At 34.1% G+C, this 17,451-nt stretch carries 28 protein-coding genes and 2 pseudogenes; 25 read left to right on the forward strand and 5 right to left on the reverse strand.

All coding sequences use genetic code 11. The annotated features are described in order from the left end of the window. The first annotated feature begins 59 nt into the window (after positions 1–59). The 10 genes from KHQ79_RS20915 to KHQ79_RS20955 all read left to right on the forward strand — a co-directional run bounded on the left by KHQ79_RS20915 (position 60) and on the right by KHQ79_RS20955 (position 3,501). Positions 60–299 (forward strand): hypothetical protein, encoded by a 240-nt coding sequence (locus KHQ79_RS20915; RefSeq protein ID WP_225516796.1) that lies wholly within the window; start codon positions 60–62, stop codon positions 297–299. 117 nt (positions 300–416) lie between these two features. Then, complete coding sequence (locus KHQ79_RS20920; RefSeq protein ID WP_225516797.1) at positions 417–656, forward strand: hypothetical protein; 240 nt, start codon at positions 417–419, stop codon at positions 654–656. A 35-nt stretch (positions 657–691) separates the two neighbouring features. Continuing rightward, positions 692–1,249 (forward strand): dUTP diphosphatase, encoded by a 558-nt coding sequence (locus KHQ79_RS20925; protein ID WP_225516798.1) that lies wholly within the window; start codon positions 692–694, stop codon positions 1,247–1,249. After that, complete coding sequence (locus KHQ79_RS20930) at positions 1,249–1,617, forward strand: YopX family protein (protein WP_225516799.1); 369 nt, start codon at positions 1,249–1,251, stop codon at positions 1,615–1,617. Before KHQ79_RS20925 ends, KHQ79_RS20930 begins: the two co-directional genes overlap by 1 nt. Further along, positions 1,617–1,832, forward strand: coding sequence for a hypothetical protein (locus tag KHQ79_RS20935; protein WP_225516800.1), 216 nt, complete (start codon positions 1,617–1,619; stop codon positions 1,830–1,832). Before KHQ79_RS20930 ends, KHQ79_RS20935 begins: the two co-directional genes overlap by 1 nt. Before the next feature lie 57 nt (positions 1,833–1,889). Next, entirely contained in the window at positions 1,890–2,168 is a 279-nt protein-coding gene (locus KHQ79_RS20940; RefSeq protein ID WP_225516801.1) for a hypothetical protein, read from the forward strand. A gap of 47 nt (positions 2,169–2,215) precedes the next feature. Next, positions 2,216–2,350: a hypothetical protein gene (locus KHQ79_RS22265; RefSeq protein WP_290368630.1), complete on the forward strand. Its 135-nt coding sequence runs from the start codon at positions 2,216–2,218 to the stop codon at positions 2,348–2,350. Between the two features lie 57 nt (positions 2,351–2,407). After that, on the forward strand, positions 2,408–2,545 hold the full coding sequence (locus KHQ79_RS20945; protein ID WP_225516802.1) for a hypothetical protein: 138 nt from the start codon (positions 2,408–2,410) through the stop codon (positions 2,543–2,545). Between the two features lie 37 nt (positions 2,546–2,582). Further along, a complete protein-coding gene (locus KHQ79_RS20950) occupies positions 2,583–2,831 on the forward strand; it encodes a hypothetical protein (protein WP_225516803.1) in 249 nt (82 codons plus the stop codon). Positions 2,832–2,865: 34 nt separating this feature from the next. Next, positions 2,866–3,501: a DUF3920 family protein gene (locus KHQ79_RS20955; protein WP_217002414.1), complete on the forward strand. Its 636-nt coding sequence runs from the start codon at positions 2,866–2,868 to the stop codon at positions 3,499–3,501. A 116-nt stretch (positions 3,502–3,617) separates the two neighbouring features. On the opposite strand, the gene KHQ79_RS20960 is transcribed toward KHQ79_RS20955, so the two are convergent. Then, positions 3,618–4,085, reverse strand: coding sequence for a hypothetical protein (locus KHQ79_RS20960; protein ID WP_225516804.1), 468 nt, complete (start codon positions 4,083–4,085; stop codon positions 3,618–3,620). A gap of 320 nt (positions 4,086–4,405) precedes the next feature. Here KHQ79_RS20960 and KHQ79_RS20965 point away from each other — a divergent pair, with 320 nt between their 5' ends. Continuing rightward, entirely contained in the window at positions 4,406–4,621 is a 216-nt protein-coding gene (locus KHQ79_RS20965; RefSeq protein ID WP_101860478.1) for a hypothetical protein, read from the forward strand. Positions 4,622–4,634: 13 nt separating this feature from the next. On the opposite strand, the gene KHQ79_RS20970 is transcribed toward KHQ79_RS20965, so the two are convergent. Continuing rightward, the gene (locus tag KHQ79_RS20970) at positions 4,635–5,009 is read right to left on the reverse strand and encodes a YoqO family protein (RefSeq protein WP_216394154.1); all 375 of its coding nucleotides are present in this window, start codon (positions 5,007–5,009) and stop codon (positions 4,635–4,637) included. A gap of 120 nt (positions 5,010–5,129) precedes the next feature. Here KHQ79_RS20970 and KHQ79_RS20975 point away from each other — a divergent pair, with 120 nt between their 5' ends. Both KHQ79_RS20975 and KHQ79_RS20980 read left to right on the forward strand, forming a co-directional pair. Beyond that, complete coding sequence (locus KHQ79_RS20975) at positions 5,130–5,690, forward strand: hypothetical protein (protein WP_225516805.1); 561 nt, start codon at positions 5,130–5,132, stop codon at positions 5,688–5,690. Further along, positions 5,687–5,977: a hypothetical protein gene (locus KHQ79_RS20980; protein ID WP_225516806.1), complete on the forward strand. Its 291-nt coding sequence runs from the start codon at positions 5,687–5,689 to the stop codon at positions 5,975–5,977. The genes KHQ79_RS20975 and KHQ79_RS20980 overlap by 4 nt, the downstream gene beginning before the upstream one ends. A gap of 14 nt (positions 5,978–5,991) precedes the next feature. Here the strand turns inward: KHQ79_RS20980 and KHQ79_RS20985 are convergent. After that, a pseudogene (locus tag KHQ79_RS20985) lies at positions 5,992–6,216 on the reverse strand (hypothetical protein). A 144-nt stretch (positions 6,217–6,360) separates the two neighbouring features. Here KHQ79_RS20985 and KHQ79_RS20990 point away from each other — a divergent pair. Continuing rightward, positions 6,361–6,492 (forward strand): annotated as a pseudogene (locus KHQ79_RS20990) (hypothetical protein); the annotation flags it as partial. A gap of 849 nt (positions 6,493–7,341) precedes the next feature. Next, a complete protein-coding gene (locus KHQ79_RS20995) occupies positions 7,342–7,755 on the forward strand; it encodes a hypothetical protein (RefSeq protein ID WP_225516807.1) in 414 nt (137 codons plus the stop codon). Positions 7,756–7,820: 65 nt separating this feature from the next. Here the strand turns inward: KHQ79_RS20995 and KHQ79_RS21000 are convergent, their stop codons facing one another. Both KHQ79_RS21000 and KHQ79_RS21005 read right to left on the reverse strand, forming a co-directional pair. Further along, the gene (locus tag KHQ79_RS21000; protein ID WP_225516808.1) at positions 7,821–8,633 is read right to left on the reverse strand and encodes an ATP-dependent DNA ligase; all 813 of its coding nucleotides are present in this window, start codon (positions 8,631–8,633) and stop codon (positions 7,821–7,823) included. Between the two features lie 69 nt (positions 8,634–8,702). Next, positions 8,703–9,377, reverse strand: coding sequence for an SOS response-associated peptidase (locus KHQ79_RS21005; RefSeq protein ID WP_225516809.1), 675 nt, complete (start codon positions 9,375–9,377; stop codon positions 8,703–8,705). Between the two features lie 70 nt (positions 9,378–9,447). Between KHQ79_RS21005 and KHQ79_RS21010 the strand changes: the two genes are divergently transcribed. The 10 genes from KHQ79_RS21010 (at position 9,448) to KHQ79_RS21055 (ending at position 17,436) form a co-directional block, all read left to right on the forward strand. Continuing rightward, entirely contained in the window at positions 9,448–9,669 is a 222-nt protein-coding gene (locus KHQ79_RS21010; protein ID WP_225516810.1) for a hypothetical protein, read from the forward strand. A 64-nt stretch (positions 9,670–9,733) separates the two neighbouring features. Next, positions 9,734–10,621, forward strand: coding sequence for a hypothetical protein (locus KHQ79_RS21015; protein ID WP_225516811.1), 888 nt, complete (start codon positions 9,734–9,736; stop codon positions 10,619–10,621). Then, positions 10,611–10,883 carry a hypothetical protein gene (locus tag KHQ79_RS21020; RefSeq protein WP_225516812.1) on the forward strand — a complete coding sequence of 91 codons (273 nt, stop codon included), beginning with the start codon at positions 10,611–10,613 and terminating at the stop codon, positions 10,881–10,883. Before KHQ79_RS21015 ends, KHQ79_RS21020 begins: the two co-directional genes overlap by 11 nt. Before the next feature lie 36 nt (positions 10,884–10,919). After that, complete coding sequence (locus KHQ79_RS21025; protein ID WP_225516813.1) at positions 10,920–11,315, forward strand: hypothetical protein; 396 nt, start codon at positions 10,920–10,922, stop codon at positions 11,313–11,315. 179 nt (positions 11,316–11,494) lie between these two features. Next, positions 11,495–11,875, forward strand: coding sequence for a hypothetical protein (locus KHQ79_RS21030; RefSeq protein WP_225516814.1), 381 nt, complete (start codon positions 11,495–11,497; stop codon positions 11,873–11,875). Positions 11,876–11,971: 96 nt separating this feature from the next. Next, a complete protein-coding gene (locus KHQ79_RS21035) occupies positions 11,972–13,663 on the forward strand; it encodes a KAP family NTPase (RefSeq protein ID WP_225516815.1) in 1,692 nt (563 codons plus the stop codon). A 201-nt stretch (positions 13,664–13,864) separates the two neighbouring features. Then, positions 13,865–14,491, forward strand: coding sequence for an ETRAMP family protein (locus KHQ79_RS21040; protein WP_225516816.1), 627 nt, complete (start codon positions 13,865–13,867; stop codon positions 14,489–14,491). A gap of 134 nt (positions 14,492–14,625) precedes the next feature. Then, positions 14,626–15,000 carry a hypothetical protein gene (locus KHQ79_RS21045; protein ID WP_225516817.1) on the forward strand — a complete coding sequence of 125 codons (375 nt, stop codon included), beginning with the start codon at positions 14,626–14,628 and terminating at the stop codon, positions 14,998–15,000. A 19-nt stretch (positions 15,001–15,019) separates the two neighbouring features. Beyond that, complete coding sequence (locus tag KHQ79_RS21050; protein WP_225516818.1) at positions 15,020–16,261, forward strand: hypothetical protein; 1,242 nt, start codon at positions 15,020–15,022, stop codon at positions 16,259–16,261. 59 nt (positions 16,262–16,320) lie between these two features. Next, positions 16,321–17,436, forward strand: a complete 1,116-nt coding sequence (locus KHQ79_RS21055; RefSeq protein ID WP_225516819.1) for an AAA family ATPase — start codon at positions 16,321–16,323, stop codon at positions 17,434–17,436. Positions 17,437–17,451: the final 15 nt, after the last annotated feature.

The following is a 17,451-nucleotide window of genomic DNA, read 5'->3' on the forward strand; positions in this document are numbered from 1 at the left end:
GTCAGTCATCATGAGAAATAAAAAATTGATGACCTTATAGTCAGACTGGAGTTTTTTTAATGAAACTGGACATCGTAATGGACATGAGAGAAAGTCTAGCAGCAATTATCTTTAGCGTTGGATCAGAGAACATATTAAGTGGAGAATATTACATAGAAATTGATTTTCAGAACAAAGACAATAAGTTAACGCTGAAGATTGACAGGGCTGCTTTGTTGGATCTTAGAGACAAGATTAATGAAACTCTGTGGAAAATAGATGATGCAAAATCATTAGTTAAAAGTGGCTTTACTCTGTAAGTAAAGCTTGTTTTTAACCAAATAAAGAATAAAAATAAAATTACTATTTACATATGATCCCATGAACTGTATAATTCAAAGCATAAAGATACTAAAGAAAGGAGATGTCGCTTTTATTTGATTAATTATCCGCAGAATAAAGAAATAAAAAACATGGTCATGAAAAAGTTTTTAAAGGTTTTTGCTTCATGCAACAGAGCTTTACATAACTTGAATAAGGATGAAATAAGGAAGGCTATTGGTGATTTGGACTTCGTTAAGGACAACCTCGAAGAAATACAGTTTATTTTAAAGGATATTGTTTTTACATATGAAGAGAAAAAGAATAAAACAATTAAGAATCAAAATAAAATGTAAGTTTTATTCAGACTTATATTTTAGGAGGGAATAGCTTGAATCTACAAAAAATGTTCGAAATGCAAAAGGCGCTTGATGAACGGATCATCAAAGAAAAGGGGCTGGAAGGTCAGGACTTGCTGCCAAACCTCATTCTTGCTTTACAAGTAGAGCTGGCCGAGTGTGCGAATGAATGGCGCGGCTTTAAGCATTGGAGTAATGACCGGGAGCCGAGAACTTGTGTAATAGATAAAAAGGGACAGACTGCAAAAGAATATTATAAAAACCCATTGCTTGAGGAATATGTGGACTGCCTGCATTTTATCTTGAGCATCGGGAATCGGCTTGGCTGGAATGACACTGACACCATAGATGATGTAGTCGTACAGCATTTAATATCTGACAAAGGGTTTGACACAGCAAAAACATTCTCTTGCTTGTTATCCATTGCTTACGGATTCCATTTTAGCAATGTGGAAAAGCGGACATATATCAGCTTGTTTACAACGTTCTTTGAATTAGGCAACAAGCTCGGCTTTAAATGGGAACAGATCGAAGCTGCATACATGGACAAAAACGCCGTCAATCATCAGCGGCAACAGGAGGGGTATTGATGAACACAGCATACAGGGTTTGGGACGGCGAGAACATGCATTATTGGGATGATGAAGGGATAAGCCTGAATATTGAAGACGGAAATTGGTATTTATACCGCAAAGGAAAATTCATCACAAGCAATAAAACAGCCTGCGCGGTTCTCATGTGGGGCACAGGGTTGAAGGATAAGAACGAAAAAATGATTTATGAAAAAGATATCGACATGTTAGATAGGGAACCAATGATAGTCGTTATGGAAAATGGTCATTATGGACTTAAATTCCTTGATGGTAGTGCCTACTTCGATTATTCAGTAGATTGGGAAGAATGCGAGATCGGCGGCAATCCTTATGAAAATCCTGAGTTATTGGAGGGCGCGGAGTGATGGAAAAATTAATGATCGAGTTAACAAGCGGTGATGTCATAAATATTACTGGCGAATTGATTAATGAGGTTTACAATCAAATATCTATGGCATTCTTTCAAAATAAAAATATCGTTGTTTTATCCGACTTGCCCCACTACGATAGTTTGGTTCTGAACCTTAATCATGTCGTGCGATATTTTATAACTAGTTCCCAGGAGGAAGAAGCGGAGTGATTTGAGGTTACAGTCTAGATAAAAGATGCATTTTAACGGAAAAAGGAGGAACAGAACATGGTTAATTTAATTAAAATTGAAAAATTAGAGGATATGGTTAAGTATGAAGATCCAAAAACATCGGATGTGCATCATGAAAGGAAACGCTGGACTACAGGAGTACCAATTATTTTAGTTGATAAAGATGGTCAAATGACTACAACAGATCACTGGGTATACATAAACAAACATGGTGAATTAGTTTATAAAAAGAAAGAGAACCTATGGTGTCAAGGATGGGACTGGTACGACAAGGGCAAATCACATATTAAAGAAGTTTTTGTCGTCACTAATTAAGAATCTTTGGATAAAAGTAAAATTTTAAAGAGAAAGGAAGAGGAGAAATGATTAAAGGGATGGTTAAACATGAGCTACTTAAAACAAGTGATGGTGTTTTAAGGTTGGCTGAGGATACACTGTGTGGCGGTTTTTCTCTTGGTATTAGAACGCCTGAAGGAGCTGACTGGGAGATGTATTAGTGATGAACTCGGACAGTTGTTAAGAGCTTTCTGACAATCAGATAGGGGGCCTCAATAATGAAAAATAAAGTACTGGTTGTTGATTTAAAGGAAATGATTGAAAATAACATTTCACAAAGGGGAACAGATGGCACTAGATATTACCGGATCAGCAGGGATCGATTAGAAGAGATTATTGCAGCATTAGAAAACTAAATAAAATTGAAGCTTTAATGAGAATCGGAGGGTTGAAATGAACTTGCTAAAAGAAATAACAATATTTGATTTAAATAAAATCAAACCTGGAACCAAAGTTCAAGTAACTTGGTATAAAGGAACAGAGATAGAGTATACACATAATGGCGAAGTTATCATCAATAATGGGGAAAAGTTCATCTATAATTTTATTGATAAAGAAGGGCATGTAGGCCACTGCCATGTAAACGCACTTGATTTGAAAAACTATCCAGGCAGTTTAACTGTTGAAATAAAATCAAAATAAAATTGAGTTTTAAATAAAATACAGGAGGTGATCAGTGATTGCTGAAAAAACTAATGCCCCAGTAAAGATGTATTTAGAGGATGATATAGCAAGGTTATATCAAGATCATTTTCGATTGATAACGGGGCAGGACTTAAAAAGTAATTTGATAGAGAATAAATCATCTGTAATAAGTGCAAAAGAGATTGAGAAGTGTATACAGTTGCTACATAAGGATTATCATAACTTAGGGATTAGAATATTTGTGTTTCAAAATAAAGTTCAAGCATTACTTAATTTTTTGAACCCACTTGGAGCACCTTTTTGCTTAAAAACCATCAGAAGTATCTTTAGAAAACAACTGGTTGGTTTAAATGGGTTTGGGATTATTCACATTTATCCATTCAATTATCCCAAAGATTTAACTTGCTACAGACAGACTATAAAGCTCTTTATTCTCGAAACACTGTATCATGAACTTAGACACGCTTACCAAGATGAGTTTATGACTTTTAAAGATTCGAAATATATAGATGGAGGTCAACCTGGCTATTTTGCACAGAAAAGCGAGCGAGATGCAAGACACTTTGCGACTAGAATGATGAATAAGTTTCATGATGATATTAATGATATTCTAGGAATAGAGTTTAAATGGGAATCTTACTGGGGAAGATTAGAGATTTATGAATAAAATTAAAATAAAAAGACTGTTTTAAAGAAAAAAGTGGCGATGAATAACTTCGGCAGCTCGATTACATTTTTGAATTAAAAAAATAAGACAAGCAGAAAAAATCTGCTTGCCTTGCTTTAGCTTTTATATGCATTACCCTTTAAATCAACTGAGAAATTAGTAAGATTTTCTGCTTCTAGGTAATATTCTTTGTTTGCATCGATTATGCTCTTTGGAAATGTGAGGTAAATATATCCGTTTTGAGTTTTGGTTGCTGACCATAGTTCGCTGCTTCTAGTTGAGCCACTTTTCTTTTCATAGAGTCTATAAGTAATAACTGGGGTTCCTCTACTTCCAGCAGTTTGATAGCCATCTATAGAAAAAGAAGACCCAGTCCCAAATTTTATAGTGTCTAAATCTTTCTTAGAGTTCCCAGAAAGAGATGTATTCCAATAACCAACTGTTGTTGCAGAAGGCTTAAAAACTGAATCTGTAATACTAGCATTCATTTGAATTGGTTTTTCTGCCGTACTAGCGAATGCAGGGGAAGCGGAGGCGAGCAGTGCTACTGACATAATTGAACCTGTTATAACTTTACCAAACATTAAAACACTCCCTTTCAATTAATTTGTTACGAAGTAAATATTTGACACGAAAGCAGGTTTTACCTGTTGGAAATTGTTAACATTCTGTAAACGTTAGTCAATATTAAGGTTTGAGAGAAAAATCACAATAAAAGGATTATTTTAAACAGAACGGAGGGCAAAAGAGATAGGGTACATCAAATACATAATTGAAACCGTCTGGTTTAACTTAGTTTGGTTTAAATGGCACCTTGGAGCGGACATAAGCATATTTGACAGCTGCGGATGGAATACATATAGACGAATTAAGGATGAAAATAAAATAAGTGGAGGTTATTCAATTGATAAAGACGAATCTGCATAGCAACCACGTTGATGAGATTATTGGAGAATATTACGCTGCTAAAGGATATTCAGTTCAGAGTATTGATCGCCAAGAAAATGGTCAACTAATTGTTGTTACTCAACGAGTAACAGAGGAAAGGGAACCGGAGAAAGTTGATTTAGCATTTGATTTCATACATAAAAGACCACATAGAAAGAGGTACTTAGCATAAAAAAGGCAAAGAGTTAAGACTCTTTACCATCACTCGATTTACGTAATCGATGTGCAATGAACCACATAATATTCACTGCAGTATATACTGATACGATAATAATACTTATTTCATATAAAATGGTTAATCCAGCACTGAAGTCTGCATTTTTAAAGTAATGCTTTGTGAAGGAAAGGAGTTGATAAACACCCAGTATAAGTGCAATATATGAAACACCTAGGATCACAAGTGACTTTTTAGAGTATTTCTTAGCATGTTCAAGATTGTAAACCATTAAAAATACAAATAGCAAAACTGTAGTAATTATGTGGAATTGTGAATCATTAGCTGAAAATCCTTGAACTGCTAAGCAGATAATTATGCCAATGATTCCGATTGTTTTATTCACGTCATCACCCACTTACATATGAACCTCGTTGTCAGCTTACCAATTACGAGGAAATTTCTCAAGACGATGTACTTTAAAGTTAACTTAAAATCGTGATTTTAACCAGATAGGAGGAAACAAATGAATCAAGATATTCAGTTTTTAAAAGAACTTCAGCAAGAGTTGAAAAATCAAGACAGCGACGGCCAAGCTGCACCGCGTTTCTGGACAGTTGGTGATTATGAATGGGTCGAAGCTCGAGCGGAAAATGCAGAACGGTATTCTGTATACCTGCCATATATTGCAGAAGCATATGTTTTAGATGATTATTTAGAAGATTTAAAAGAAGATAGTGAGCTGACTAAGGAAGCCTTAACAGAGTTGCAAGTAATCGAGGACGACTATGACGATGCTATTGAGTGGATTCAAAAATACATTGATGAAGAAGCAGAATTAATTCCAGAAAGAAAGGTTCACATTATACAACCAAATACAATGTTTTTGACCAAAACAGAAGCAAAGAGCCACATCAAATTGAACAAGCACCATTACACGTCTGAAGCACATACATACGCTATGACAGCTTGGAGAGCACCAAAAGTTGAGCGGCTGCTTAACATACTTGAAACGTTTGATTGGGATTCAATTAAAGACAATCAATTAAAGAAACTCAATACACTCTACAAGGAGAAAGTAAAATGAACACTTATGTAGTCGATGACAGCAAGTATAAATGTATTTATGCGGGGACTGAGAAAGCAGCTGCTTTTAATAATGAATTTGAAAACGGAACAAGAGTAAGGGTTTGGTTTGAAGGCCATCACATAAAAACGTTTGAGAAAGAACGAAGAGAAGTCTGTGGAGTAGGAGAATGGATCCTTAAGTATGATGCTGCTACTGAATTGCAAAAGGAAGTAAGTCGTTTGGAAAAGACATATTTCAAGAAGAAAGAATTGTTAGACACTATTAGACAAGCTGATGAAATCTAAATAAAAGATAGTTTTTAACTAAACATATAAGGATGGATCGTTATCGGTAATAGTACAAGCATCGATAACGATCGCAGAAGGGGATGTTAATCTCTATAGCGCCGTCTTTTCTCGAAATAATCTGGATACTTATTCTGCTTTGATCTGGATTTAAATACAAACCAAATTGCAAAGGCAAACATATAATCCAGGACTTTATCAAAAGTCCAATTTGTGAAAAGATCCAGAAGAAAATTCATTAGCTTTCACCTCCAAGACAAAAATGTCCTATCTCTCTTAGATGGCATGTGTATGACACGCCTCTATAAATAAAAGAGTGAAATCCAATATGAAAATCTAAAAAGAATTGAAAAAAACATAAAAAAATATAAAGGGTGCAGTAAATGATGGAAACTAAAGCGAACTCAAATGTAAAGATTCACGTACTGGCTGACGAAACACTTGGCGGCATCAAGCGCGAATACGTAGAGGTCGATCGGAAGGCGGAGGTCGGCGAGAAAATTATCATGGTAGAATCTTGCAAAGAATTCGAAGTGGGCGAAGTATTTACCGTTACAGAGCGTAATAGGTGGTATGACGGTACAGGAATAAGTGTCTACGAAACTGGTATTGGACTGTATCATCATGAATACCGCGTACTCGAACCGACCGACATCGTTCACATTGACGGTCAGCGCTACGAAATGGCCGATCGTAAGGCAAAAGTAGGCGAGAAAGTTATTACGATTACTAAATGTGATATTTACAGTAAAGGGGAGATTGGAACTGTTGGGTATCAAAGTCCACCTCGCTATATTTATGTTCGATTTGAAACGAGGGCAGCCACATGGCGTGTCCCACATGAAGATTACCTCGTTCTTGTTCCATTAGATAAATGTGAAAAGACATTTGAAAATAAAAATAGTAGATACAAAGAAATAAAAAATCTCATACATAATGACTTAGGTATCACAAGGCAAGACATACAAGAAATGATTAGTGTTGCGGTTTCTAATGAAGTTCAGAAGGTGTTTGAGTCAGGAAAACTGGACAGAATTGTGGGAGCAAAGGTTGACTCTCTTATTGAAGAAGGTTTTAGGGAAGGCGGTCGGCTACTGTACGGATTTAAAGAAAGGGTGTCACAAACAGTTTCCGATGAGGTAGGTAAGCGTATTGCAAATGTATTGAACATTAATGTGGAATTAAAGGGAGAAAGAAATTGACCAAACACGAGAGAGAAGACTATTTAAACAGACTTGCTGATTACGGGTTAACTGAAGAAGAGGATGAGGCAATGACAAGTATTATGGACGATTTAGGGCTGGATTGGTGATCAAATTAAAACCAAAATAAAATATTTATTTTAATGAAAGGAGGCAACCAAATTGCCAAATCAAGAGCAATTAAAACGCATGAATGATATTAATGACTTGATAAAGCTAATTGCTGATATTGATAGACGCACTTTCTTCTGTAAGCAAATGAATCGCAAAGCGTATTTCAGGTTTAAGAAGAAACTGTTCTTCGTTGATGATTACACGGGGGCTGATGTTTACCCGTATGAAATTGGGTACGGTAGTCCAAACGGCTTTTCGCATGGAGGCAACATGTGGCAACTGGTCAACAGTTTTAGAAAGTTCATTATAACAGGGAAATGCGGCGAACTGAGGGATTATAAAGAAATATGGGCTTACAGCTATGAAGGATGCATGAAAATCCGTCAGAAAGCAAAAGAAATAGGGTTTATAGAGAGTGTTGATTATCCTTATAGCTTCGATGATTGGATGATAACTTATTGATCAATGTACTAAGTTTTCACTTTGCTTTTATAGGCTATGCTCTAAGGAATTATGTAACGGAGAGATTATACTCTCCATGATTCGAAGGAAGGTATGCGGAGTTTGCCGTGCTTAGTTTTAAATCTGTGCTTAACCTTACATAAAATAGGCTCAATAAATACATATTCATCAGATTCAGACTTTACTTGTTTCATAGAATGAAATTTGCCACGTTCTGCATGGGGCATATATTCCATAAATCCAGCTGCAGTTCCATCGGGATAGGATAAAAGGAATTTTATATCCTTCTTGGTGTAGCCGGTTATGAGAACCTCAGTGAAATCGTAATTGATCACTTTCAACCAATTATGCGAACGTTTATTGATCTCATAAGAGGAGTCAGCTTTCTTGAGTACGATTCCCTCTAAGTTCTTTTCTTTGGCCAGGTTAAAGTAAGCGAGTCCGTTACCTTGAATTCCTTCGAGTACAAAGACATTAGGGTGATTTAACTCAAGTGAGTTTAGAACTGTCTTACGCTCAGTGAGCGGCTTAGTTGCTATTGACTGACCTTCTTTGTAAATAACATCGAAGACACAGTACACAATCTTATGGGCTGATTTTTTGGACATGAAACGTTCCATTACAGCCTCAAAGTCAGGAGCACCACCTGGGGCAGCTACAATGATTTCACCATCGAGTACTGTTCCATCTGGAATATCTAAGTCCAAGAGTTCTGGAAACTTGCTTGTTACTTCGTTGTTGTGACGAGTGTATAGCTTAATCTGATTATCAAATTTTGAAAGGATGAGTCTGATTCCATCAAATTTGAGCTCAGTGAAATAGTTCTCGTCGTCAAATGGCTCTTTTATTGAATGCAATAACATTGGCGATACAAACAAAATATCACCTCCTACTTAGAACATATTATCTAAGCGAAGGTGATATATAAAGCGATATGGCAGTGGTACTTAATGGGATTCAATCAGCTCAGGTGAATTATTTTTAGGAGAATTCACTAAAGATGAAACCTGGTATGCTTCCATGTCATTAGCATCATAAGGCTGCAGTAAACTTTGTAGATAGTCAGGATCAGTATTTTTAGGGTTGAGCCACTCTTTTTCATTCTCATCAGTAAGGATAACCGGCATCCGATCATGAATGTCTTCCATAAGCTCATTAGGCTTTGTTGTGATGATTGTGCAAGTGTACAACGGATTGCCTTCTGGTGTGTTCCACTTTTCATATAATCCTGCAAAAGCAAAGAGATTGGATGATTTAAGCTTAATCCGCATAGGGATCTTAGTCTTTGGATCAAGGCGTTTCCATTCATAAAAACTGTCAGCCGGTATGATACAACGTTTGCTTACGAGCGGCTTTCGAAAGCTGGGTTTCTCGGACAATGTTTCAGCACGAGCATTAATCATTTTATAACCGATCTTTTCGTCTTTAGCCCATGGAGGGATAAGACCCCATCTAAGTTTGCCCAGACGGTTGTTTGATCCGTCATTGATGATTGTAAGGATGTTTTGTGATGGAGCAACATTAAAGCTTGGGTGATATTCATCTTCAGGTAAGAATTGATCTATGTTGAATTGCTCAATGATGTCATCAAACTCAGAGAATAATGTGAACCTGCCACACATGTTCATCATCCTTTAGGGTTTTTGAATATTGTACAGGCTAGATACACGAAAATCAAAAAGGAGGAATGTAATGCAGCAGCAAACAGTTGAGGTTAAGGAAGTTGAAGTGTTAATCAGAGGAATGTGGAGAAAGAAAAAGTTCACTGATATTCAAAAGGGGCAAACCTTTAAGATTGAGGAAAACGGAAGAACAAAGAAGTTCATAGCAAGAACAGATCCTTATTGGGATGACATGTACGAGACTTACATAATTGATTTGTTGGATAAAAATAAAATTAGAAGAAGTAAGTAAACAGAAATCTAGATAAAACAGAGATTTTATTAGGATAAAAATAAAATTAAAAAGGGGAATTTTCATGAAGCTAATTGGTATTAAAACAAACAACTGTTTTTTGGTGTCTGACAATATTGAGGGCAAGAGATATTTTTATAGTAAATTAGATGAATTGCTTTTCGATGGAAAACGAGCAACTGAAACGTATAAGTCAGACTGGTTTAAGTTAGATAAGGAGCCAAGGGTCATTGAAAGGCAAATGCCAGCTAAAAAAATCAATCATAGGTATGAATTAAAAGAGGGATTCCAGGAAACTGATTTAACACCACAAGTAATTAATGTTTCTTACATAGATGAAGAAAGTGAATACTACGAAGTAAAAGGTCTATATGATTTGAAATTTGAAGAAGTCCCACAACAAAATGAAAAAATTGAGTTTGAAATGAACGTAATTGAAGAAATTGACGGAGAACTTAAGCTACAAAGTCATAATTTTAACTTGAATTATAACTTACTGGATAGAATTCAAACACATCCAATGCTTCTTGAAACAAAGCCGTGTTACTTGTCCCGAGAAGAAAGCTATAAGATTATCAGAAACCATATAAAAGCCAATATAAACCCTAAGTTTGCAAGAATCACGAGTGATTATGATTTCTGTTTAACTGTGGTCAAAGTTTTGGAGCTTTACAAACCTCACGAGTATGTAGTGGATCTTAATGCAATGTACAAACGGAGAAAGCCTAAACTTGAGAAAAGATTTCAAACAAAGAGGGAAGTTGAAATTTACAATGTTGCACCTAAAGCCTATCAGAGCTACCCAATTGTAGAGCCTTTTAGTGGTAAGGACGTTGAAGATTTAAAGAGTAATATTAAGAAATTTTTAGATGATCTGATGGCTAAAATCAACGAGCCTTTAGTTGAATGTAAATGCTGCAAAGGAAGAGGGGTTATTTTAAATGAAAATTAAATTGGACAAAGACTACATGGTAAATGAATTGGGGCTGCCGGAATCTTCACTACTGGAAGAAATCACTGACACGTCTAGGTGGAGCGTTCACTATAGAATTGTATTTCCATATCATGGACGTTTTTTTGAAACTTTCTATAGCAAGGGCGCCACTGAAAGTCAGTGTGAGAGCCCTTGGGAATATGAAGATCAAGTGGATTGTTATGAAGTGGAGTTAAAAGAAATGAAGGTTAGAAAATGGGTAAGAAAAGAAACTGAATAAAAACGATATTTTAACCAGAATCCAGGAGGTAATGAAATGAACTTATATGAAATTATGTTAGAGCACTTTGCACCCAAGGGAAGTGAGCGGGGTATCTTTACATACTTGCTTGCTCAATCTGATGAAGAGGTATATGAATGGTTGAAAAGTGATCCGAGCTTGTCTGACGGTAGGGCAGTGTATACCCCATATCAAGACAACGAAGCAGACGGTAAAACATATGCAATTTATAATCAGAGCTTTGATATTGTTGGTCATGAAAAATATAAAGATCGAATGATTCGAATAAAAGGTGAGTTGAATGATGAAGTTGAACTAACCGATCTTTATTACGGAATGACGTTAGTCGGGTGGAGTATGGTGAAATCGGATATTCCATCGGAACAAATTGAATTGTTAAAAGATACTGGCATCAATATTGAGTCTGCATAAAAGTAATTTTTTATTTAGATAAAGATTGACGTTTTCAAAGAAAGCAAAAAATAGAAAATAAAAAACTTCTTGAAGAAGGTGCAAAAGACTTTAGTCTAGAAGGATATTGATTAGACAATCCAGAGGAATCTTTGACTGCTCAACCCAATGTTACATAAAAAAATAAAGGAGTTAACTGAATGCCAAACATCATTTCTAAAGACCAAGATGAAGCAATAAAATACTTTAGAAACAAATTAAATTTATCAGACAAAGACTTATACATACCGTTGATTAATTTTGAACTACTTAGGAACAAGAACGAACAATATGCTAACATTCTTTACGAATTATATAAAAATGACCCTTATTTGTTTATCAGAGCATTAAAAGAGGGATATGTGGTTAATCGCCCAATTGCATTTGATGAAGCTATTGTACGTTTCTTTAATGGAGAAGAACTGGCTATTGTACATAAAACAACCGGCAAGAGGTTCAATGTAAATGTGAAAATGAAGAAGCTGCCCGACGGCTTTACATTGCAAACAATGGATATGTGGTATTGGAGCGAAATAATTTAGTTTTTCTATTCGACCTCTGTTTTATGCTAATCCTTACAAATGAGATATAATAGGCTAAAGTTAAGTTTTTTGGTATATGTTTGGGGGCAGGCTGTAATGAAAGCAAATGAAATAATAGATGTTTTAAATTCATTTAATGAGTCAAGTTATCAAAGAGTGTTGATTAATGGGAGCTGGGGGATTGGAAAGACAAAATACGTGTCTGATTTTATAAAGAGTCATACAAACTCTTGTTATATATCTTTATTTGGTAAAAGGGATGTTAATAGCATACTACAAGAATTATATTATTTTATTATTGAAAAAGCACCAAGAGGAAAAGTTAAAAAAAACTTTAGTGTTTTACGAAATAAATTGAATTCGTTAGACATTTCTTATTGGGGAATATCTTTATCAATACCAGTTATTGAGAATATATTTAAAATTGTTAATAAAGAATTAAGTCACAAAGATAAATTTATTATTGTACTAGATGATTTAGAAAGAAAACATGATGAACTCAATATAAAAGAAATACTTGGTATGATAGATAGCCTTACTAAAATAGAGAATATTAAAACGGTACTTATTGCTGCAACAGATCAGCTCGAATGCGAAGATGAAAAAAACTTAAAAAATTATCAAGAAAAAGCTATTGATCGTACTTATACAATAGAAAATTATGCATGCGTTGCACCAGTTCAAATAATGGGAGAAGGAATTTGGGAAGAATTAAATGAAATTGCAAAAAAATTCGATTTTAAGAATTTAAGGACATTTGAAAAAACCAAATTATTTATAGATGAAACAATCCAAGTTCTTGGAGAAAATATTTTCAGCGATAAATTCACAAAAAGCGACTTATATAAAATGTGTTTTGCAACAGTGTTATTCATTACTGAACATAACAGTGAAATGGTGTTACTGCAGGATGATAAATCAATCAACAATTTTTATAGGAATGGTGAAGAGAGTGGGACAATACAATATTTAGTTGATAAGATTCTAAAAAATTCCTTAGATAATATGATGTGCAAGAATGTACTTTTTCACATTAAGAAATGGTATGAGTACGGAACATTTCCAAAAGAAAAAATAATCAATTCTATTAATTTTATAAACTCATATAAACATAAGGCTGAGATCTTCTTTTCGTCTGAAGAAGAACTTATTCGTTTTATTAACTCCTCTAAAGAGTTTATTGGAAAGTTAAATGGCACTGAAAAACTTAAAGATATTATTTCTTTACTATCAAGTGCTTTTGAAATGTGTAAAATGTTATCATTAGATTATGGAATGAAAGATGAGGATATTATTAGGTTAATACACAAAAACATAGAAAATGAAATTAACATTGAAAAAAATCTATATGGAAATAAAATCAACTTGCATGACATTCTTATTAAAAGCGAAAAAGAAAGAAGTTTATTAAAGGCCATAAACCATGCAATTGAGAGAGAGTATTATAATAAGATTTTACAAAAAATTGACGACTGTTTTAAGCAGGGTTTATTTAGCGCAAATAAGTACTTAAGTATTCTTAAAGAATCAATTATAAGTGATATAGATGAAACGATTGCTCAGAGAGTACTTCAAAAACTCCGTGAAAATGAGTTCTTTTTCCCTATTCCCGAAGGCAGTATAACAGAAGACCACTGGGATTGGTGCCTCCTTTTAAAGCATGTTATGAGAGATATAGGGAAACATTGGAACGCGGATTTCTACGAGGAGTTTGCGGATTATATTGAGAAAATAGACTGTTCAAACGACAAAATGCTGCACTACAGAATAAGAAATTACTTACCTTGAATTCTGTAGACCATACAAATTTCTTAAGAATTGATAAGCTTATTTCTTTATTTTATTGATTAAGCCCACTAGTTACTGGGCTTTCTTTTTAAATAAAGTGATAATTTTATTTTAATTTCAAAAGGAATTGTTAAGTTTTTCCCCTCATGGTAATATGTTATTGAATTAATGATTCTTTTTTACTATAGGGGGATAAACAACATGGATCATGAGGCTACAGGGGAGTTACCTTTAGAAAAGCCAAGGAAAACTAAAAAAGTTATTTGGATTGTTTCAGTTTGTGCGGTGGTTGCACTTATAATTGGAGGAATCTATGGCTATCAAGTTTACAAAAAGAACAAAAAACTTGAGCAGCTAGAAGCATATTTTAAGAAAGAAGAAAGTCTTGTCACTGATATGACTTCCTTAGGTGCAAGTTCAGAAGAAATAATTAACGAAGTTGAGACAACATGGCATGATGTTATTTTTAATGACCTACATAAAGTAAATGGAACATATGTTAGCGATTTTAATGATGCATTAGTTCAGCTTTACGCAGGTTATGAAGATGAAGGTAAGATTTCTGATTTAGAAGATACTCAAGAGACAATTGAAAAACAGATTAAATCAATGAAGAATCATCCTTCTGAGTTCGATGATAATTATGATTATCTGCTTGAGATATATAAAAATGTAAAGCAATTGTCTGATTTGGCTATTGAACCAAAGGGAAGTCTTGAGACTTATAAACAAGAGGCTTTGGATACCGACAATGCTACTTCATCTGCAATGGATGATTACGATTTGAAGAAAGTAACCTTTAAAGAGCTTAAAAAGAAATATGAATAGCTTCGCCCAAGGTGTTCCGTTTAGAACGGAACTTCTCTTAAAAATTATTTAGAATAAAAATAAAATTACTATTGACGATAATGTAAGCGTGATGTAAGATAAGAATATCCCACAGAGAGAAAGGAGGTTGTAAAGTGAAAAAGGAATTGAAGATATTAAAAATTAGCCCAGCTGCAATAGAAGCCTATAGAAATGATGTTAAAAGGAATTATGACATCGAAGAAGACCAGGCTAGAAGAAAATTAACAAGGAATGTAATGTTGGTAAAGGAATTTAGGCCTGAAGCAATTAAGAAAGGTTTTATTTCAAAGACATATTCATATGGAAATCTAAAGATTACTGTAAGACATAATACGATCATTAAAGTAAGAAACATTAAAGGCGATCCAGAGCCTTGGCATTTTCCTAAAAAGAGATACATAGAGCTAAACAAACTACTTGGTATTAGAGATTGTAAGTTTAGCAGCAAGTCTCATTATAGAAATAATAAGAATAAAAATAAAATATAAAATTATCGGAGGCGTTATATTGAGCAAACTTTATAATAAATTTGAATTTATCGGTAACCTTTTTATTTCAAACAATAAAGAGAAATTCCATGAAATAAAGGAATATGATAGTGGCTGGGTAAAGAATAGATTAAGCTTTGCAGTTCAAGAATCTAAAACCAACAGCGTATTTGTTGAATTAGAAGGTGGGTATTCAAAAAGTAAACCAAATAAAGTGCACTCTTTCAGTAAGGGAACAGAAAATAATAAGGGTTCTAAACTTGAAATCCCCTGGGAAGATCGGCTAAAAGATGAAACAGTAAATATGGTTGCTGATTTTTCAAAAATTATTATTGATTTTAATGATGAATCTGTAAAAGAAAAATTAAATGACTTGAGATATAAATTAAGAAGTTTAGATAATAAAGACTCGTTAACTGAAGAGGAAAAAGAATCACGGTCAAAACTTCTTGATGAATATAAAAAATTAAACGTAAATGGAGCAGAATTCATCCACGAATATGATGCAATCCAATACTTATCCGAAAACCTAGAAAAACACAAGGATAAAAAATTCAAGATTACTGGAAGTGTTGAATATAACACTTGGAAAGGCCGTAATTTTAGAAAGTTTAAAATCCAAACAATTGAAATTGTAAGCAATGATACACCATCACAGTTAAGAGCTAATTTGGATGTGTTTTATACAAATGATTCATTGGATGAAACATCATTTGATGAGGAAAAAAAGTACTTTATTGATGCATATGTGCTTAGTTATGACAATCAGGCGAAAAGGGATCGTTTCTTTCCACAACAACTTGTAATCAATGCGAAAAAACTTGATTTCAATAATGAACTTCATTTGAAGAGATTAGAATTACTTAAGAACTTTTTTAAAGTAGATGATGGTGGAGTTTATCACCTACTTTGGGAAGTTAACATTTTTAGAGGAGCAGATGAAGTAGATTTCACTGAAGATGATCTTTCTCCAAACCAAAAAGAAATGATTGCACTCGGTTTAAATACATTGGATGATTTTAAACCTAAAGGGGGAATGTTAGGAGAATCCCGTGAAGAAAACCGACTTTTAAAACCTATTTTAAAAAAGGTCAATGATTCCAATGACTTTACAGAAGGTGCAATAACAAGCACCTATGAAGTTGAAGATTTAACATATATTCCGCAGCAAGCTCAAAAAACTGCCCCATCAGAAGGTAAAGAAGAAAGTAAAGCAACTGAAGAAGAAAAAGATAATGCATTTGATGATTTATTTTCTTAAATGAAAAAATGATTTTACCTCGGTATCGTTATTACATAATACATAAGGAGTTGTTACATATGGCAAGAAAATTCGGTAAAAAGAATAAAATTAAAGTTAGCCCGTTGGACTATAATATTGGACTCATTGGTGAATCAGGTATTGGTAAAACCACTTTGGCAAAAGAAGTATGTGAAAAATTAGTTGGTGAAGATGGTTATATGATCCTGAATATTGGAAAAGAGGATGGCGTTGATGCTATTCCCAATGCTTCTTATGAAGATGTCCCTGATTGGATAACTTTTAATGAAATCACTAAAGATATTATCAAAAACAGAACAACAGACTATGCCGATTTAAAGGTTTTAGTATATGACACATTTGATGAGCTTATTAAAATCACAGAACCAGAGGTTATTCGATTACATAATAAAGCCAATCCTGAAAAAAGAGTAAATACAATCAAAGCTGCTTTTGGGGGGTTTCAAGCAGGGGAAGATAAAGCTATTGAATTAATACTTGATAAGATGTGGGAACTAAAAAAAGTGGGTATCAGCATGTTTATCTTAGGTCATACAAAGAAAAGAACAATGACTGACGTAGTTACAGGTCTAGAATATGACATGTTAACAACAAACATGACCCATAAGTACTTTAATGCAATTAAGACAAAGCTCCACGTTTTAGGAGTCGCTTCCATTAATCGTTCAATTGAAAAGAAAACAGTTAAGCAAAAAATTGGCCCAGACAAAACAATTGGAACAGTCGTGGATGAATCACGAATTATTACGTTCAGAGATGACAACTTTAATATCGATTCTAAATCTAGATTCTCAGATATCACACCTTCAATTGCTCTAGATGACAATGAGTTTATCAAAGCTATTCAAGAAGCGATTCATTTAGCTTTTGATAAACAAAAAAATAACACTAACAATTTCGAGGAAGAAAGAAAAGAACAAGAGCAACTTAAAGAAACTAAAATTCAGAATGAAGCTAATAACTCTTCATTTGTTGATCAAGAAGAGAATGAGAAATTAGCAGACGAAATCAAAAAACTGTTTCCAAATGCCAGTGATGAGGCAAAAGAGAAGATGAAACAAATCATGGATCAGTTTAAAATGAAGGATTTCAAAGGCGTAGACACTACACCAACTAATGCATTTGAAAAGATAGTCGATGCGTTGTCTAACTAAACACATATAAGGGGA

Origin of the sequence: Bacillus sp. TSO22 (genome assembly GCF_020223595.1) — a bacterium.
GTDB classification, from domain to species: domain Bacteria; phylum Bacillota; class Bacilli; order Bacillales; family Bacillaceae; genus Bacillus; species Bacillus inaquosorum.

What these genes read in the sequence shown, in the direction of transcription:
- KHQ79_RS20930 (WP_225516799.1), top strand. Translation starts at nt 1,249, where the DNA reads ATGAACACAGCATACAGGGTTTGGGACGGCGAGAACATGCATTATTGG.
- KHQ79_RS20980 (WP_225516806.1), top strand. Translation starts at nt 5,687, where the DNA reads ATGAACACTTATGTAGTCGATGACAGCAAGTATAAATGTATTTATGCG.
- KHQ79_RS21015 (WP_225516811.1), top strand. Translation starts at nt 9,734, where the DNA reads ATGAAGCTAATTGGTATTAAAACAAACAACTGTTTTTTGGTGTCTGAC.
- KHQ79_RS21025 (WP_225516813.1), top strand. Translation starts at nt 10,920, where the DNA reads ATGAACTTATATGAAATTATGTTAGAGCACTTTGCACCCAAGGGAAGT.
- KHQ79_RS21005 (WP_225516809.1), bottom strand. Translation starts at nt 9,377, where the DNA reads ATGTGTGGCAGGTTCACATTATTCTCTGAGTTTGATGACATCATTGAG.
- KHQ79_RS20945 (WP_225516802.1), top strand. Translation starts at nt 2,408, where the DNA reads ATGAAAAATAAAGTACTGGTTGTTGATTTAAAGGAAATGATTGAAAAT.
- KHQ79_RS21020 (WP_225516812.1), top strand. Translation starts at nt 10,611, where the DNA reads ATGAAAATTAAATTGGACAAAGACTACATGGTAAATGAATTGGGGCTG.
- KHQ79_RS21010 (WP_225516810.1), top strand. Translation starts at nt 9,448, where the DNA reads ATGCAGCAGCAAACAGTTGAGGTTAAGGAAGTTGAAGTGTTAATCAGA.
- KHQ79_RS21030 (WP_225516814.1), top strand. Translation starts at nt 11,495, where the DNA reads ATGCCAAACATCATTTCTAAAGACCAAGATGAAGCAATAAAATACTTT.
- KHQ79_RS20960 (WP_225516804.1), bottom strand. Translation starts at nt 4,085, where the DNA reads ATGTTTGGTAAAGTTATAACAGGTTCAATTATGTCAGTAGCACTGCTC.
- KHQ79_RS20915 (WP_225516796.1), top strand. Translation starts at nt 60, where the DNA reads ATGAAACTGGACATCGTAATGGACATGAGAGAAAGTCTAGCAGCAATT.
- KHQ79_RS22265 (WP_290368630.1), top strand. Translation starts at nt 2,216, where the DNA reads ATGATTAAAGGGATGGTTAAACATGAGCTACTTAAAACAAGTGATGGT.
- KHQ79_RS20950 (WP_225516803.1), top strand. Translation starts at nt 2,583, where the DNA reads ATGAACTTGCTAAAAGAAATAACAATATTTGATTTAAATAAAATCAAA.
- KHQ79_RS20975 (WP_225516805.1), top strand. Translation starts at nt 5,130, where the DNA reads ATGAATCAAGATATTCAGTTTTTAAAAGAACTTCAGCAAGAGTTGAAA.
- KHQ79_RS21035 (WP_225516815.1), top strand. Translation starts at nt 11,972, where the DNA reads ATGAAAGCAAATGAAATAATAGATGTTTTAAATTCATTTAATGAGTCA.
- KHQ79_RS21055 (WP_225516819.1), top strand. Translation starts at nt 16,321, where the DNA reads ATGGCAAGAAAATTCGGTAAAAAGAATAAAATTAAAGTTAGCCCGTTG.
- KHQ79_RS21040 (WP_225516816.1), top strand. Translation starts at nt 13,865, where the DNA reads ATGGATCATGAGGCTACAGGGGAGTTACCTTTAGAAAAGCCAAGGAAA.
- KHQ79_RS20935 (WP_225516800.1), top strand. Translation starts at nt 1,617, where the DNA reads ATGGAAAAATTAATGATCGAGTTAACAAGCGGTGATGTCATAAATATT.
- KHQ79_RS20940 (WP_225516801.1), top strand. Translation starts at nt 1,890, where the DNA reads ATGGTTAATTTAATTAAAATTGAAAAATTAGAGGATATGGTTAAGTAT.